The following is a 13,807-nucleotide window of genomic DNA, read 5'->3' as shown; positions in this document are numbered from 1 at the left end:
CTCGGGCGGTCTGCAGCGTTGCAAGTACTCGCAATAGCTACGGCTATTGCTGCGCCTTGCGCCTAGCCGCCGATTTCGATCCGCCGCGCACACTTACCGCTCGATGCGTGCAGAGGATTCCTAACGCAGCAGCTTTTTGAGCTCTGGCCACACGTTGGCCAGCATTTGCGGATGCGCTTCGGCGCGAGGGTGAATGCGGTCGGGCTGGAACAGGCGGGTCGGGTCCGGTCCGTCGGCCACTCCCTTCAAGAAAAATGGCACCACAGCCGCCTTGTGGGCCTGCGCCACGGTGGTAAACAGGCCCGCAAACTTGTTAGCGTAGTCGGTGCCATAGTTGGGCGGCACCTGCATGCCCACCAGCAAGACCTTGGCCCCGGCCTTTTGCGCCGCCTGGGTCATCCAGGCCAGGTTCTCTTCGGTGTTCTTGAGCGGCAGGCCGCGCAGGGCATCGTTGCCCCCCAGTTCAATCACCACATGGCTGGGCTGGTGCTGCGCGAGCAGTGCAGCCAGGCGCGAGCGGCCGCCCGAGGTGGTCTCGCCGCTCACGCTGGCATTGACCACGGTGGCTGCGAGCTTGTCTTGCGCCAGTTGTTTTTCCAGCAGTGCCACCCAGCCCGTGCCCCGCGCCAAGCCGTATTCGGCGCTGAGCGAGTCCCCCAGCACCAGAATCACCGAAGGGCGTCCGGCAGTCCCTGCCTTGGCGGCGGTCTGCGCAAAGGCCGTGGGCGCACAAAGCCCCACCACCAGGCCGATAGATGCGCTCAGGATAAAGTGGCGCCGTTGCTGCAGATTGCGAATCAAAGTAAAGAGCCTTTCATGTCCGAACCCTCCCCGCTGCCCAAGACACCGCCCGCCACCCCCATCATTGCCGTGGAGCATGTGTTCAAGTCGGTGACGGATTCCACCGGAACCCTCGACATTCTGCGGGATATCGATTTCCGCCTGGCTGCCAGGGAAACGGCGGCCATCGTCGGCGCCTCGGGCTCGGGCAAGAGCACGCTGCTGTCCATCATCGCGGGGCTCGATACCCCCACGCGCGGAACGGTGCGGCTGGACGGCCACGACCTGTTTGCCATCGATGAAGATGCGCGGGCTGCATTGCGGGCCCAGAAGGTGGGTTTTGTGTTCCAGAGCTTCCAGCTCATGGGCAACCTCACAGCGCTGGAGAACGTGATGCTGCCGCTCGAGCTGGCCGACCGCCGCGATGCACGCAAGGCCGCCACCGAAATGCTGGCGCGCGTGGGACTGGGCCAGCGCCTGTCGCACTACCCCAAGGTGCTGTCGGGCGGCGAGCAGCAGCGCGTGGCCCTGGCCCGGGCGTTTGTGGTGCAGCCCGCCGTGCTGCTGGCCGATGAACCCACGGGCAGCCTGGACTTTGCGACGGGTGAAACCATCATGAAGCTCATGTTCGAGCTCAACCGCGAGTTGGGCACGACGCTGGTGCTGGTCACCCACGACCGCGCCATTGCCGCGCAGTGCGAGCGGCGCATCACCATCGACGCGGGGCGCGTGGTGTGAGTGGTTGGTGGACTTTTGTGAACGTTTTTGGCTTCAAGCGCCAGTGAAACATGCGCAAGTAGCTATGAAATTGATAGTGGTATGAGGGAGGAGGCCGCGCCCAGCGGATAATCCCCCCATGTCCAGCCCCAAAGTTCTCTTCGGCTTTCATGCCGTGGGCGTGCGTCTGAAGACCGCGCCGCAATCCATCATCGAGATTTACTACGAAGCCACGCGCCGCGATGCGCGCATGCGCCAGTTTCTCGACCGTGCCCGCGAGGCCGGTGCCCGCCTCATTGAAGCCGACAGCGTGCGCATTGCCAAGCTGGCTGGCAGCCATGGCCACCAGGGTGTGGCCGCGCGGGTAGAGCCCGTGAAGGTTGCGACCTCGCTGGATGAACTGCTGGAAGATCTGGAAGCCGCAGGCATCGAGCAGCCGCTGCTGCTGGTGCTCGATGGCGTGACAGACCCGCACAACCTGGGCGCCTGCCTGCGTGTGGCCGATGGCGCGGGGGCCCATGCCGTCATCGCGCCCAAGGACCATGCCGTGGGCATCAACGCCACCGTGGCCAAGGTGGCCAGCGGTGCGGCCGAGACCATGCCGTATTTCATGGTCACCAACCTTTCGCGCACCCTGAACGAACTCAAGGAGCGCAACATCTGGTGCATCGGAACCAGCGACGATGCGCCCAAGACCATCTACCAGGTGGACCTGAAAGGCCCCGTGGCCCTGGTGCTGGGCGCCGAGGGCGACGGCATGCGCCAGCTCACGCGCAAGACCTGCGACGAGCTGGTCAGCATCCCCATGAAGGGCGCTGTCGAGAGCCTGAACGTGTCCGTGGCCAGCGGTGTGTGCCTGTACGAGGCGCTGCGCCAGAGGACTTGATCCTCGGCCCGCTGGCTCCACCGAGGAAGGCGCCATGCTGGATACCGTGAAAACCTGGGTCCAGCAGGCGCAGAACATTGCCGTGCTCACCGGCGCAGGGGTCAGCGCCGAATCGGGCGTGCCTACCTTTCGCGATGTGCAGACGGGCTATTGGGCGCGGTTCCGTCCCGAAGACATGGCGACCGAGGAAGGCTTTCGCTCCCACCCCCAGCGTGTATGGGACTGGTACCAGTACCGGCGCGACCTGCTGGCTGGCGTGTCGCCCAATGCCGGGCATCAGGCGCTGGCTGATTTTCAGCGCCGCCATCCCGACCGGATCACCCTCATCACCCAGAACGTGGATGGCCTGCACCAGCGTGCGGGCAGCCAGGGCGTGTTGTGCCTGCATGGCGATATTTTTGAGAACCGCTGGCTCGACACCCCGCGCCAGTGCTGCCAGATCGACCATGCGGTGGCGGGACACCCGCCTTGCTGCGACCGCTGCGGCAATCTGGTGCGCCCGGGCGTGGTGTGGTTTGGCGAGTCCCTGCCGCTAGCAACCTTGAGCGCTGCCGGGCAGGCAGCAGCTCATTGCGACCTGATGGTGGTGGTGGGCACGGCCGGGGCGGTGTACCCGGCAGCAGGCTTGGCCCACCAGGCGCGCGCCGCCGGGGCCCGGGTGGTGGTGCTCAACCCCGCGCCCAGTGCGCTGGACGACGTGGCGCAGGTGGTGCTGTGCGGCACGGCCGCGACGGTGCTGCCGCAGTTGCTGGGCGAGTTAGCGTGCGCAGGGCGCAGGCGCTCTGCGCAGGGCTGCGCGGCTCCGCAGGCTGCCGAATCTCCGTAGAAACCCTGATTTGACGTGCTCCCACCACCCTTTGTCGCACAGCTGACAGGCGTGCGGAGCTCTGGCCGGTAGCCTGCCCCACCTTTGTTCTATCCGTCTTGCACACCATGAGCCGTCGCCACTTTCTTTTGCGTGCCACCCAGGCCGTTGCCGCCACTGGCCTGCCCGCATGGGCCCACACCGCGATGGCGGCCGAGGAGGCCTTGACCGCGCGCTCCATCACCCTGGGCTGCTCCATCGCACTGACCGGCCCACTTGGCCAGGCCGGTATCGAGCAGCTCGCGGGCATGAAAGCCGCATTTGCCGAGGTGAACGCTGCTGGCGGTGTTTTTGGCCGCGAGATCCGCATGGAGGTCAAGGACGACGGCTACGTGGCTGCACGCACCTTCAAGAACGTGACCGAGATGGTGGAGGCGCAGTCGGTGTTTGCACTGATCTCGCCGCTGGGCACGGCCAACACGGCAGCCATCCTGCCGCTGATCGAGTCCAAGGGCATCCCTACCGTCGGCCCGGTGACCGGTGCCACGTCGCTGCGTGCGGCGGCCAACAAGCACGTGTTCTTCCTGCGCCCCAGCTACCGCGAAGAAACCCAGCGCTTGGTCAAGCAGATCGTGGAGATGGGCCTCAAGCGCATTGCGGTGGTGTACCTGGACAATCCTTTTGGCAAAGAGGTGCTCAAGGACATGTCCGCAGCGCTGGACGAAATCAAGGTCGAGCGCGGCGGCGAGTTTGCGCTGGCCGTGGATGGCAAGAATGGCGCCGAGCTGGCCGATAAGGTGGCGGCCGAACGCCCCGGTGCCGTGCTGCTGGCCACCACGGGCACGGCCAACACCGCGTTTGTGCAGGCGTTCCGTGCCAAGGCGCAGGGTGTGCCGCTGGCAGGCCTGTCGGTCACGGTGATCTCGTCGGAGCTGCCCAAGCTGGCAGCCTCCACGCGCGGCCTGGCGCTGGTGCAGGTGTTCCCGGACGCCAACTCGCAAAAGTCGGTGGTGGTGCGCAAGTTCCAGAGCACCATGAAAGCCACGGGGGGTGATCCTGCGTTCTTGAACAGCGGCAGCGCGCTGGAAGGTTGGCTCAACGCCCAGATCATGATCGAAGGCCTGAAGAACGCAGGCAAGGAGCCCACGCGCGAGCGCCTGCGCGCCGGGCTGACGGCCATCCGGTCCCTGTCGTTCGGCGACTTCAACGTGGGCTTTGGCAACAAGGCGCCTTACATCGGCTCGGACGCCATCTACCTGGCGATCTACGCGGAGAACGGTCGCCGGATCAGCTGATGGAATGACAGGCTGATGGGGCGCCGGCCCACTCACCAAGCGACCCACAAAGCCATACGCAAAGGGCCCGCGCACGCGCGGGCCCTTTTTTGTTGGATTCAGCCTTGGGCGCTGGCGGCGTCCAGCTGGTCCAGCGCATCGCTGTCCAGTTGCAGCTGGGTGGCCTTGACCAGCTCTTGCAGCTGGGCCACCGACGTGGCGCTGGCAATGGGTGCGGTGATGCCCGGTTGCACCATCTGCCAGGCCACGGCCACCTGGCCGGGCGTGGCGCCGTAGCGTTGCGCCACAGCGTCCAGCGCCGCCAGAATGCGCAACCCCCGGTCGTTGAGGTACTTGGCCGTGGTGTTGGCGCCGCGTGCGCTCTTGGCAGCGTCGGCCGCAGTGCGGTACTTGCCGGTGAGGAACCCGGCTGCCAGCGCATAGAAGTTGATCACACCGACCTGCTCCTGCACACACAGCGGCTGCAGCGCGTCCTCGAACACGGCGCGGTCGTACAGGTTGAACAGCGGCTGCAGGCTCTCGTAGCGGGGCAAGCCCAGGCGTTCGCTGGTCTGCAGTGCCTCCTGCAGGCGGGCGGCGCTGTAGTTGGAGGCACCGATGGCCCGCACTTTGCCCGCCTGGATCAGGTCTGCATACGCTCCCAGCGTGTCGGCCAGCGGCACGGTGGTGTCGTCGTCGTGTGACTGGTACAGGTCGATGTGGTCGGTCTGCAGCCTCTGCAGCGATGCCTCCACCGCCTGGCGGATGTAGTCAGGGCGCAGGCCCACCTTGCCGTCGCCCATGTCCTTGCCCACCTTGGTGGCCAGCACGATGCGGTGGCGCTTGCCACTGTGCTTGAGCCAGCGGCCGATCACCGATTCAGATTCACCCCCGGTGTGCCCCGGAGCCCAGCGTGAGTACACGTCGGCGGTGTCGATGAAGTTGAAGCCCGCGTCCACCCACGCATCGAGCAGCGCGAACGAGGTGGCTTCGTCGGCCGTCCAGCCAAACACGTTGCCGCCAAAACACAAGGGCGAGACGTGCAGGCCTGAGCGGCCCAGGGAGCGGAGTTGCATGGAATTGCCTTTCAAAAACGGAAAGAAATCGTGCCAGATGCCGGGGTTGCGCTGCGCACCCCAGCAACCCAAAAGCTTCAGACCAGCCCCAGCGCACCCAGCAGCGCACCGGCGCCCAGCATCCACAGCAGGTGCAGCTTGGTGCGCCAGACCAGCACTGTGGCCGTGGCGGTCAGCAGCCACAGGGGCCAGTCGGTGGTCCATTCTCCATGGGCGCGGGCCAGCACCCAGGACGTAGCCACCAGCAGGCCGATCACTACCGGAGCCATGCCTTGCTTGAAGGCGCGCACGCCGCGCCGCTCGCGGTTGCGGTGGCCCCAGCGCGTGGCCGTCCAGGTCAGGAGGCTGCTGGGCAGCATCACGCCCAGCATGCACACCGCCATGCCCAGCGCGCCCAGCAGCCAGCCCGTCACGCCGGGGCCGCCTGCGTTGACACCCACGTTCCAGCCCAGCAGGGCAATGAACAGCACGTTCGGGCCCGGGGCGGCCTGGGCGATGGCGATGGATGCGTTGAACTGCGGGTCGGTCAGCCACGCCTGGCGCTCGACCAGAAAGCGGTGCATGTCGGGCGCGGTGGCGATGGCGCCGCCCACGGCCAGCAGAGACAGAGACAGGTAGTACAGGAAGAGGTTGAACCAGTCGCCGGCGCTCAGGGCCATCAGGGGGGCGGTGAGGGGGGCTGCGGTGCTCATGGTGCGAGCTTTCTCCAGGTCAGCGCGCAGGCGGCGCCGCCGATGACCGGCAGGATCCAGAACAGCGGCCAGCGCAGCCATGCCATGGCCACGATGGTCAACGCGGTAATGGCCAGGCACAGGGGGCGGCCGAGCGGGTGGTTGCGGATGGAGACAAACAGCTTGATACCCACCCCGGCAATCAGGCCCGCCGCCACGGCCCCCATGCCACGCAGCGCGCCCGCCACGGCGGGTTGGGCGGAGAACTGCGCATACACCACCGCCAATGCCAGCACCAGCATCAGCGGAAAGGTCAGCATGCCTGCCAGCGCTGCAAACGCGCCGCGCAGGCCAAAGTAGCGGTCGCCGATCATGATGCTGAGGTTGACCACGTTGGGGCCCGGCATGATCTGCGCCACAGCCCAGTCTTCGATAAACTCTTCGTTCGTCATCCAGCGCTTTTTCTCCACCAGCTCGCGCTGCACAACAGCCAGCACACCGCCAAAACCCTGCAGCGCCAGCCAAGTGAAGGACCAGAACAGATCAGTCGGGTTGCGGGGCTGCGGGCGCATTGGCGCTTCAGTAGGCGGGGACGAGGCGGTGGCGGGTGCCATGGGTGCAAGGTTCAATGAAAAGTGGCTGATGCGCCGGTAGTATTTGCACTGCTAGCTATTGATATGGTAGCAACTCAGTGCTGCGGCATGCCCGCCATGTTACGCGCGCCCCAGGCTGCACGCTGGTGGCGGGGCGTCGTGATCGGGCAAGCCCGGGGCGGCCAATGGTGCACGCGCGCACGGTGGTCTGCCGCTATGCTGCCGGGTGGCCCGCATCCATCCAAAGAGACAAGGACACCCCATGAAACTCATTCGATATGGCCAGCCTGGCGCAGAACGCCCCGGCCTGGTAGACGCCCAGGGCACGCTGCGTGATCTGTCCATGTTGCTGCCCGATATTGGCCCCGCGCAGCTCAGCCCGCGCACGCTGTCAGCGCTGGGCGCCATCGACGCGCGCCGCCTGCCTGCGGTGTATGGCACGCCCCGCCTGGGCAGCCCGGTGGGTGGCGTGGGCAAGATCGTGTGCGTGGGCCTCAACTACGCCGACCACGCCAAGGAGGCGGGCATGCAGCCGCCCTCCGAGCCGGTGCTGTTCATGAAGGCCGTGACGGCGCTGAGCGGCCCCAACGATGACGTGCGGATCCCGCCCGGCGCCACCAAGACCGACTGGGAGGTGGAACTGGGTATCGTCATCGGCACCCGTGCCCGCCATGTGTCCGAGGCCGACGCGCTGGCCCATGTTGCCGGTTATGTGCTGGCCAACGATGTGTCTGAGCGCGCCTGGCAGCTGGAACGCGGCGGGCAGTGGGACAAGGGCAAGAGCTACGACACCTTCGCGCCCATCGGCCCCTGGCTGGTGACGGCCGATGAGGTGGCCGACCCCCACGCCATCGACCTGTGGCTGGAGGTGAACGGCCAGCGTGTGCAAAACGGCAGCACGCGCAATTTCATCTTTGGGGTACCCACGGTGGTGTCGTACATCAGCCAGTTCATGAGCCTGGAGCCCGGCGACCTGATCCTGACCGGCACGCCTGCGGGCGTGGGCCTGGGGCAAAAGCCCGCACCCTGGTTCCTCAGGTCCGGTGATGTGGTGCGCCTGGGCGCCACGGGGCTGGGCGAGCAGCTGCAGAAGTACGTGGGGGGGTGACGATGGGCCACAGCGGCGTGCTGCTGCTGCTGCTGCTGCGCCGCGTGTCGCGGGTTGGTTCGGACCTTCTCAGTCCAGCTTGCCGCGCAGCGCGTGGCCCGCGTTGCGCCAGCCCGCCTGCTCCCGGTACTTGACCTTGAAGGTCTTGAGGTCCGCCTGGCTTTCGTACTTGACCCGGAAGATGCTGAAGGTGGCCTGGGGAGCTTGGTCCACAAAACACCACACCGCGTCGCCCTCGGCCTGTTGCGCCTGCGGCATTTCGTACCAGCAGAGGTCGGCCTGGCTTTCATAGGGCACCTCAAACACCTTGGCGTCGGCAGCGGCGGCCTGCGGGGCTACCAGAATTTTTGCCATGTGCAACTCCTGTGAAAAGCGCGAAGCCAATGGGCCCATGGTGCGCAACCCTGCGGCCCCGCGCAGTGGTACATACCCGCCCTGCGCGCGGCCTGGGTGCAGCGCCTGACAGGCGTTCGCGCCACCGACTGACAGGCCGGTCCCTGCCAGCGGCACACACTGCCCCGTGATGCAGCCTGTGCGCTGCGTTGCAAGGTGTGCCATGTCTCTGTTCCCCCGTTGTGCAACCCCCGGTTCTGATGGCGCGCAAGGCAGGCGCGCCCATGGCGAGGCGCCCTGCGGCGGGAGTCGCCGCAGGCAGAGGGTGGTGGCCGTGATCGGCACTCTTTGCGCCTTGAGTGCCTGCACCGACCCCGTCTCCCTGCCGCCCGAAGCAGGCATGGGCCGGTCGCCCACGCTGCCCCCGCCCACGTCGGCGCTGCTGCCCACCGTGCACATTGCACCTGCCCAGGCCTGGCCAGCAGGCACACAGCCCATGCCGATGAACGGCCTGCGCGTGACGGCACTGGCCACGGGGCTGGAGCACCCGCGCTGGCTGCTGGTACTGCCCAACGGGGATGTGCTGGTGGCTGAGAGCAACGCGCCCCCCAAGCCTGACGATGCCAAGGGCATCAAGGGCTGGTTCATGAAGCGGGTGATGAAACGCGCCGGAGCCGGTGTGCCATCGGCCAACCGCATCACCTTGCTGCGCGATGCCGACGGCGACGGCATTGCCGAAACCCGCACCACCTTTGCCGCCGATCTGCATTCGCCTTTTGGCATGGCGCTGGTGGGCAATGCCTTGTATGTGGCCAACACCGATGCGGTGCTGCGCTTTGACTACACCCCGGGGCAGACGAGCCTGGTGGGCCCGGGCACCAAGCTCATCGACCTGCCCGCAGGCCCTATCAACCACCACTGGACCAAGAACCTGATCGCCAGCGCTGACGCCAGCAAGCTCTATGTGACCGTGGGATCCAACAGCAACGTGGCCGAAAACGGCATGGCCGCCGAGGCCGGCCGCGCCGCCATCTGGGAGGTGGACCGCCTGACCGGCACGCATCGCGTGTTTGCATCGGGCCTGCGCAACCCCAACGGCCTGGGCTGGCAACCCGACACCGGCGCGCTGTGGACGGTGGTGAACGAACCCGACGAACTGGGCAACGACCTGGTGCCCGACTACCTCACCTCGGTCAAAGACAGCGCGTTTTACGGCTGGCCCTACAGCTACTTCGGCCAGAACGTGGACGTGCGCGCGCAGCCACCCCGGCCCGACCTGGTAGCCCAGGCCGTCGCGCCCGACTATGCACTGGGCTCGCATGTAGCCCCGCTGGGCATGGCGTTTGCCACCGGCCCGGCGCTGGTACCAGCGCTGGCGAGCGGCGCATATGTGGGCGAACATGGCTCGTGGAACCGCAAGCCCCGCAGCGGCTACAAGGTGGTATTTGTGCCATTTGCCAACGGCCAGCCTGTGGGGCTTCCGGTTGATGTGCTCACCGGCTTCGTCAGCCCGGACGGCAAGGCCTGGGGCCGCCCGGTGGGCGTGGCCGTGGACCCGCGCGGTGCGCTGCTGGTGGCCGACGATGTGGGCAATACCGTATGGCGTGTGACGGGTACCCCCGGGCCCTGAGCAGCGCATGACTGTTGGGCCGTACTTCATGCAACTGATCGAGCGGCTGATTTGACGGGGTGCCCCATTGGCACTTACCCTGCAAGAACTCTTCCCTTACCCCACAACCCGCCATGACCTCCGCCACACGCCGCCTCCACCTTGAACGCCACCGCACCGACCGCATCGGCTGGCTGCGTGCCGCCGTGCTGGGGGCCAATGATGGCATCGTCTCCACCGCCAGCCTGGTGGTGGGCGTGGCGGCCGCGCAATCCAGCCAGTCCACCGTCGTGATGACGGCGGTCGCCGGGCTGGTGGCAGGCGCCATGTCGATGGCGGCGGGCGAATATGTGTCCGTGCATTCGCAGGCCGACACCGAGAAGGCGGACCTGGACCGCGAGCGCGCCGAGCTGGCCGCAGACCCGGTGGCCGAGGCCCGCGAACTGACTGCCATCTACGTCGGCCGGGGTCTGACGCCCGAACTGGCCCAGCAGGTGTCAGCGCAGCTCATGGCGCACGATGCGCTGGGCGCCCATGCGCGGGACGAGCTCCATGTTTCCTCGGCCCTGGCTGCCCGCCCCGTGCAGGCCGCCATGACATCGGCCGCTGCCTTTGCCGTGGGGGCCGCATTGCCGCTGGCCGTGGCAGTGTTGGCGCCCACGGCCAGCCTGCTGTACTGGGTGGCGGGCACCGCGCTGGTCTTCTTGGCGCTACTGGGGGCTGTGGCGGCCCGCACGGGCGGCGCCGGCATGGTCGTAGGGGCCTGGCGTGTGACCTTCTGGGGCGCACTGGCCATGGCGATCACAGCGGGGGTGGGGGCGTGGTTTGGGGCGCCGGTATGAAGGTCACCAACAGGCCCACCGAACCGCTGGTTGTGCGCGTATCCCGTAAACACGTTCCAAGGCATTGGACACGCAGATTTGAATCAAATTGACCTGTAGCGCTTATGAAATATGCGCTAAAAGCTATCAATACAAGAGCATTTTGATATCAGCCAACGGCGCTGCGGCTGGCGATCTGCCCCAGCATCGTCGCCCCCGCCAGCCGCTGCTGCACGGTGGCTTGCACGGCCGGCGGCGCGTCACGCAGCAGTGCGGGCCAGTCGGCTTGGGCCTGCTTCACTACATCACGCAGCAGCACCATGTGCCGGGGCACACGCAGCAGCCCGGCGGATTTCATCAGGCCTTCCATGTCATCCCAGGTCAGTGCCCGCAAGGTTTTGTCGATGGCTCGGTTCACTGCGTACTGCTGGTCTGGCACGCCATCAAAAAACGCGGCCACGCACACTGGGTCATACAGCGGGGCCATTTGGGGCACGCGGCCGTCGGGGTAGATCAGGGCCCAGTTCTTCAGGTGGGCGTCGGTGTTGCCCATCAGGATGAAGGCCACCATGCGCGCCAGAAACTCGCGCGTGTCCAACACCGGTTGCCGGCTCAGGCGGTTGAGCACGCGCAGCATGGTGGCCCAGTCCTGCAGCACCCCTTTGCCGTGCGACTTGCCGTATTTCTGGCGGGGCGTGTAGCCCAGCACCTGGTTGAACTCTTCCATGTGCACGCGGGCGCCACCGGGAAGATGGTCAAACCGCTGCACGGCCAGTATCTCGTTGAAGGGCACGGTGTCGGGCAGGTCAGCCTCGGCGCGGGTGATGACGCGCACATCGGCCACGTTCAGCCCCAGCGCCTTGCACAGCTGGTAGCCGGTGTACTCGTTGGCCACCAGATCAGGGTGCGCGGTGGTGGGCAATTTCAGAATCACGCTGCCCGCCGCGCCCTGGCGGTGCACGGTGTAGCGGCGGCCGTCCTGCACCGCGCTGAACTTGGTGACCACGCCGGGCAGCGATGCTGCGTCTTCCACCGGGTATTCGACAAACCCCGGCTCCAGCACGTCCAGCCCCTGTGTGGTGTGCCAGTGGCGCACCACGTCCGGGATGCCGTCTTGCGCGGGCACGGGCTCCACCTCCAGCGCGCCCATCAGGTCGTGGCCTGCGGCGGCCAGCAGCTCGAACTCGTCGTCGGGGCTGCAGCCGCGCTCGCGCGCCAGCCGCTCGCGGTTGTGGCCCTCGGGCAGCAGGTTCTGAAAGTACACCGGCCAGCGCCCATCGGTGCGCACCAGCCGCGCATCGCGGGCCGACGCCAGGATCTGCTGCGTGGCCGCTTCGTCGGCGCCCTGGTAGCTGAGCGACAGGGTGGGGCGCTGCGGGTTGCGGATGTAGCTCTCATCAAACGACACCCTCAGTATGTCGCCGTACTGTGAGAGGTAGCCGATCGCCTCCCGGCCACCGGGCGTACTTGCCTCGCCGGGCGTACCGCCTGCCCAGGCAGGCCGGTGCAGGTACAGGCGCAGGTAGCGGATGGAGGTGCTCATGGGGCGCCGGTAGGGCGGTTGAGTGGGGCGTCGCCAGGGTCAGCTGCGCAGACCATCCACCACCGATGGCGGCGCATCCACCCCCTCGGGCTGGCCCAGAAACTTGCCGCCGGACTGGATGAACGCCTCCAGGCTGGGCCGCAGGCTGCTGGGTACGGCAATGATGTCCATGCCCAGCACCCGCGCCATTTCGGCCAGGGTGGAATAGCGCGGGTCCAGGTCGCCGCCCTCGGTGCGTTGCACCGTCATACGGCTAAGACCTGCGCTTTCTGCAAGCTGGGCCTGGGTCATCTGGTGGGCCTTGCGCGCTGCGGCGAGAGTGGGGATAAGGTCGGTAGACATGATGATATTTATACTCTTAATTTTAAGAAAGAGTATAAATTTAATCTTTTTCAAAGTTTTCGCCACGGTATGAGCGAAAATTGGTGCGTATGCCGCGACAAGTCAGGCACGGTATCAGCCACTGTTCCTTGGCATTGATGTCTGAGACACCAGGACTGCCCGGAACGGCCGCAATGCAGCGATTGCAGCCGCCCGATATCTTGCGCCCTACTCACGCTATAGGACGCACTCCAGACCTTGCTAAGCGCAAACTCTGATCGCACCGTGCAGAGGCCCAAGCTCTGACATTTGTAAGTGCCCCTGCCAGTCTTTGGTTTGAACGCCTTGTATAAAGACGGGTCATTTCGAGAAGAAAACAGCAGCCCCCCGAGTTTCATCCGCGCTGGTCAGCACCACAGTCAATCCATTCTTGGCAGCATTGAGCGAGCCAATCCCAGTGAAGGTGGTTTTAGTCCCATCGGGGCAGCTCTCCGTGACCTGCACGCCGTAGGCGGCAGTGCTGGCGATGGCATTTACTGCTCCCGCGTAAGCGCACCCTGTGGTTGACGTCCCAGTCGTGCTGCCAGTCGATGTGATACTCCACTGTGTGGTCTGGGCATTGCCCCCGGATGTAGCACTCCAGGTGCCCGCCAACTCGGCTTGAGCCGCTGCAGTGCCCAGGGCATCGCTTTGCGACAGACTCAGGGTGGTGGTGTTCACACCTGTGAACGCGATGCCCTTGGGGCTGGTCGTCAAGGTTGCGCTGACCTGGCCTGTAACGGTCTGTCCTGTGGCATTGCTCTGGCTCAATGAATAGGACTTGCCATTGGCACTGCTGTCGCTGCGCACTACCAGCTTGACCAGCCGGGTGGCGTCCTGGCTCAGCAGCCAGGCACTGGCGGTGCCTGAGGCATCGGGCACCACCAGGGCGGTTACAGCTGGCGTTACGCCGGCTGCAGTGACCCAGCGGCCCTTGAGCTGAGCCGGGTCAATCGCCGGGCCAGCCTCACTACCCCCTCCGCCTCCGCCACAAGCAGCGAGCAAGCTGGTCAGGAGTACGGTGAGTGCGATTGAAGGCAGTTTAAGGGTGTGCTTGGTCACAGGCTTTGACGGCTGTTGTTGCTGTTCCATGGCTGCTGATAGTTCGCGTTTCACGATTTCAGAATGGGTGAGGTCTTGGGCATAGGTGTCATTCAGAACCAGAACCCGTGAGGCATATCCGGCGCCAGCCCCATGATCGACAGCGCCATGTGCCCCGGCGCTCCGGGGT

At 66.0% G+C, this 13,807-nt stretch carries 15 protein-coding genes; 7 read left to right on the top strand and 8 right to left on the bottom strand.

What is annotated here, in order from left to right:
* Positions 1 to 120: 120 nt before the first annotated feature.
* A complete protein-coding gene (locus tag AC1Q64_RS00075) occupies positions 121 to 801 on the bottom strand; it encodes an arylesterase (RefSeq protein WP_492250013.1) in 681 nt (226 codons plus the stop codon).
* 15 nt (positions 802 to 816) lie between these two features.
* Between AC1Q64_RS00075 and AC1Q64_RS00070 the strand changes: the two genes are divergently transcribed.
* From AC1Q64_RS00070 to AC1Q64_RS00055, 4 genes are all read left to right on the top strand, one after another.
* On the top strand, positions 817 to 1,518 hold the full coding sequence (locus AC1Q64_RS00070) for an ABC transporter ATP-binding protein (protein WP_056063137.1): 702 nt from the start codon (positions 817 to 819) through the stop codon (positions 1,516 to 1,518).
* A gap of 118 nt (positions 1,519 to 1,636) precedes the next feature.
* Complete coding sequence (gene rlmB / locus AC1Q64_RS00065; RefSeq protein ID WP_094290709.1) at positions 1,637 to 2,383, top strand: 23S rRNA (guanosine(2251)-2'-O)-methyltransferase RlmB; 747 nt, start codon at positions 1,637 to 1,639, stop codon at positions 2,381 to 2,383.
* A 34-nt stretch (positions 2,384 to 2,417) separates the two neighbouring features.
* The gene (locus AC1Q64_RS00060; protein ID WP_492250012.1) at positions 2,418 to 3,209 is read left to right on the top strand and encodes an SIR2 family NAD-dependent protein deacylase; all 792 of its coding nucleotides are present in this window, start codon (positions 2,418 to 2,420) and stop codon (positions 3,207 to 3,209) included.
* Positions 3,210 to 3,316: 107 nt separating this feature from the next.
* On the top strand, positions 3,317 to 4,483 hold the full coding sequence (locus AC1Q64_RS00055; protein WP_492250011.1) for an ABC transporter substrate-binding protein: 1,167 nt from the start codon (positions 3,317 to 3,319) through the stop codon (positions 4,481 to 4,483).
* Positions 4,484 to 4,581: 98 nt separating this feature from the next.
* Here AC1Q64_RS00055 and AC1Q64_RS00050 read toward each other — a convergent pair whose 3' ends face one another.
* The 3 genes from AC1Q64_RS00050 to AC1Q64_RS00040 form a co-directional block, all read right to left on the bottom strand.
* Complete coding sequence (locus AC1Q64_RS00050) at positions 4,582 to 5,538, bottom strand: aldo/keto reductase (protein ID WP_492250010.1); 957 nt, start codon at positions 5,536 to 5,538, stop codon at positions 4,582 to 4,584.
* A gap of 77 nt (positions 5,539 to 5,615) precedes the next feature.
* Positions 5,616 to 6,230, bottom strand: coding sequence for a chromate transporter (locus tag AC1Q64_RS00045; protein WP_291439307.1), 615 nt, complete (start codon positions 6,228 to 6,230; stop codon positions 5,616 to 5,618).
* Complete coding sequence (locus AC1Q64_RS00040) at positions 6,227 to 6,823, bottom strand: chromate transporter (RefSeq protein WP_492250009.1); 597 nt, start codon at positions 6,821 to 6,823, stop codon at positions 6,227 to 6,229. Before AC1Q64_RS00040 ends, AC1Q64_RS00045 begins: the two co-directional genes overlap by 4 nt.
* 241 nt (positions 6,824 to 7,064) lie before the next feature.
* Between AC1Q64_RS00040 and AC1Q64_RS00035 the strand changes: the two genes are divergently transcribed.
* Positions 7,065 to 7,910 carry a fumarylacetoacetate hydrolase family protein gene (locus tag AC1Q64_RS00035; RefSeq protein ID WP_492250008.1) on the top strand — a complete coding sequence of 282 codons (846 nt, stop codon included), beginning with the start codon at positions 7,065 to 7,067 and terminating at the stop codon, positions 7,908 to 7,910.
* 69 nt (positions 7,911 to 7,979) lie between these two features.
* Here AC1Q64_RS00035 and AC1Q64_RS00030 read toward each other — a convergent pair whose 3' ends face one another.
* Positions 7,980 to 8,264 carry a 7(1) septoil knot domain-containing protein gene (locus tag AC1Q64_RS00030; protein WP_492250007.1) on the bottom strand — a complete coding sequence of 95 codons (285 nt, stop codon included), beginning with the start codon at positions 8,262 to 8,264 and terminating at the stop codon, positions 7,980 to 7,982.
* Between the two features lie 202 nt (positions 8,265 to 8,466).
* Here AC1Q64_RS00030 and AC1Q64_RS00025 point away from each other — a divergent pair, with 202 nt between their 5' ends.
* Positions 8,467 to 9,873 (top strand): PQQ-dependent sugar dehydrogenase, encoded by a 1,407-nt coding sequence (locus AC1Q64_RS00025; RefSeq protein WP_492250006.1) that lies wholly within the window; start codon positions 8,467 to 8,469, stop codon positions 9,871 to 9,873.
* A 113-nt stretch (positions 9,874 to 9,986) separates the two neighbouring features.
* Positions 9,987 to 10,694 (top strand): VIT1/CCC1 transporter family protein, encoded by a 708-nt coding sequence (locus AC1Q64_RS00020; protein WP_291439299.1) that lies wholly within the window; start codon positions 9,987 to 9,989, stop codon positions 10,692 to 10,694.
* A gap of 148 nt (positions 10,695 to 10,842) precedes the next feature.
* On the opposite strand, the gene AC1Q64_RS00015 is transcribed toward AC1Q64_RS00020, so the two are convergent.
* The 3 genes from AC1Q64_RS00015 to AC1Q64_RS00005 all read right to left on the bottom strand — a co-directional run.
* Positions 10,843 to 12,216 carry a type II toxin-antitoxin system HipA family toxin gene (locus AC1Q64_RS00015; protein ID WP_492250005.1) on the bottom strand — a complete coding sequence of 458 codons (1,374 nt, stop codon included), beginning with the start codon at positions 12,214 to 12,216 and terminating at the stop codon, positions 10,843 to 10,845.
* A 39-nt stretch (positions 12,217 to 12,255) separates the two neighbouring features.
* Entirely contained in the window at positions 12,256 to 12,558 is a 303-nt protein-coding gene (locus tag AC1Q64_RS00010) for a helix-turn-helix transcriptional regulator (RefSeq protein WP_291439295.1), read from the bottom strand.
* Between the two features lie 339 nt (positions 12,559 to 12,897).
* Positions 12,898 to 13,807, bottom strand: a 910-nt coding sequence (locus AC1Q64_RS00005) for a hypothetical protein (protein ID WP_492250004.1), incomplete at its 5' end; no start/stop codon positions are given.

It is taken from the genome of Acidovorax sp. GW835-FHT14G06, from assembly GCF_058793595.1.
The sequence above is the reverse complement of the archived record's forward strand: the minus strand, read 5'-3'. Positions and strand labels throughout refer to the sequence as shown.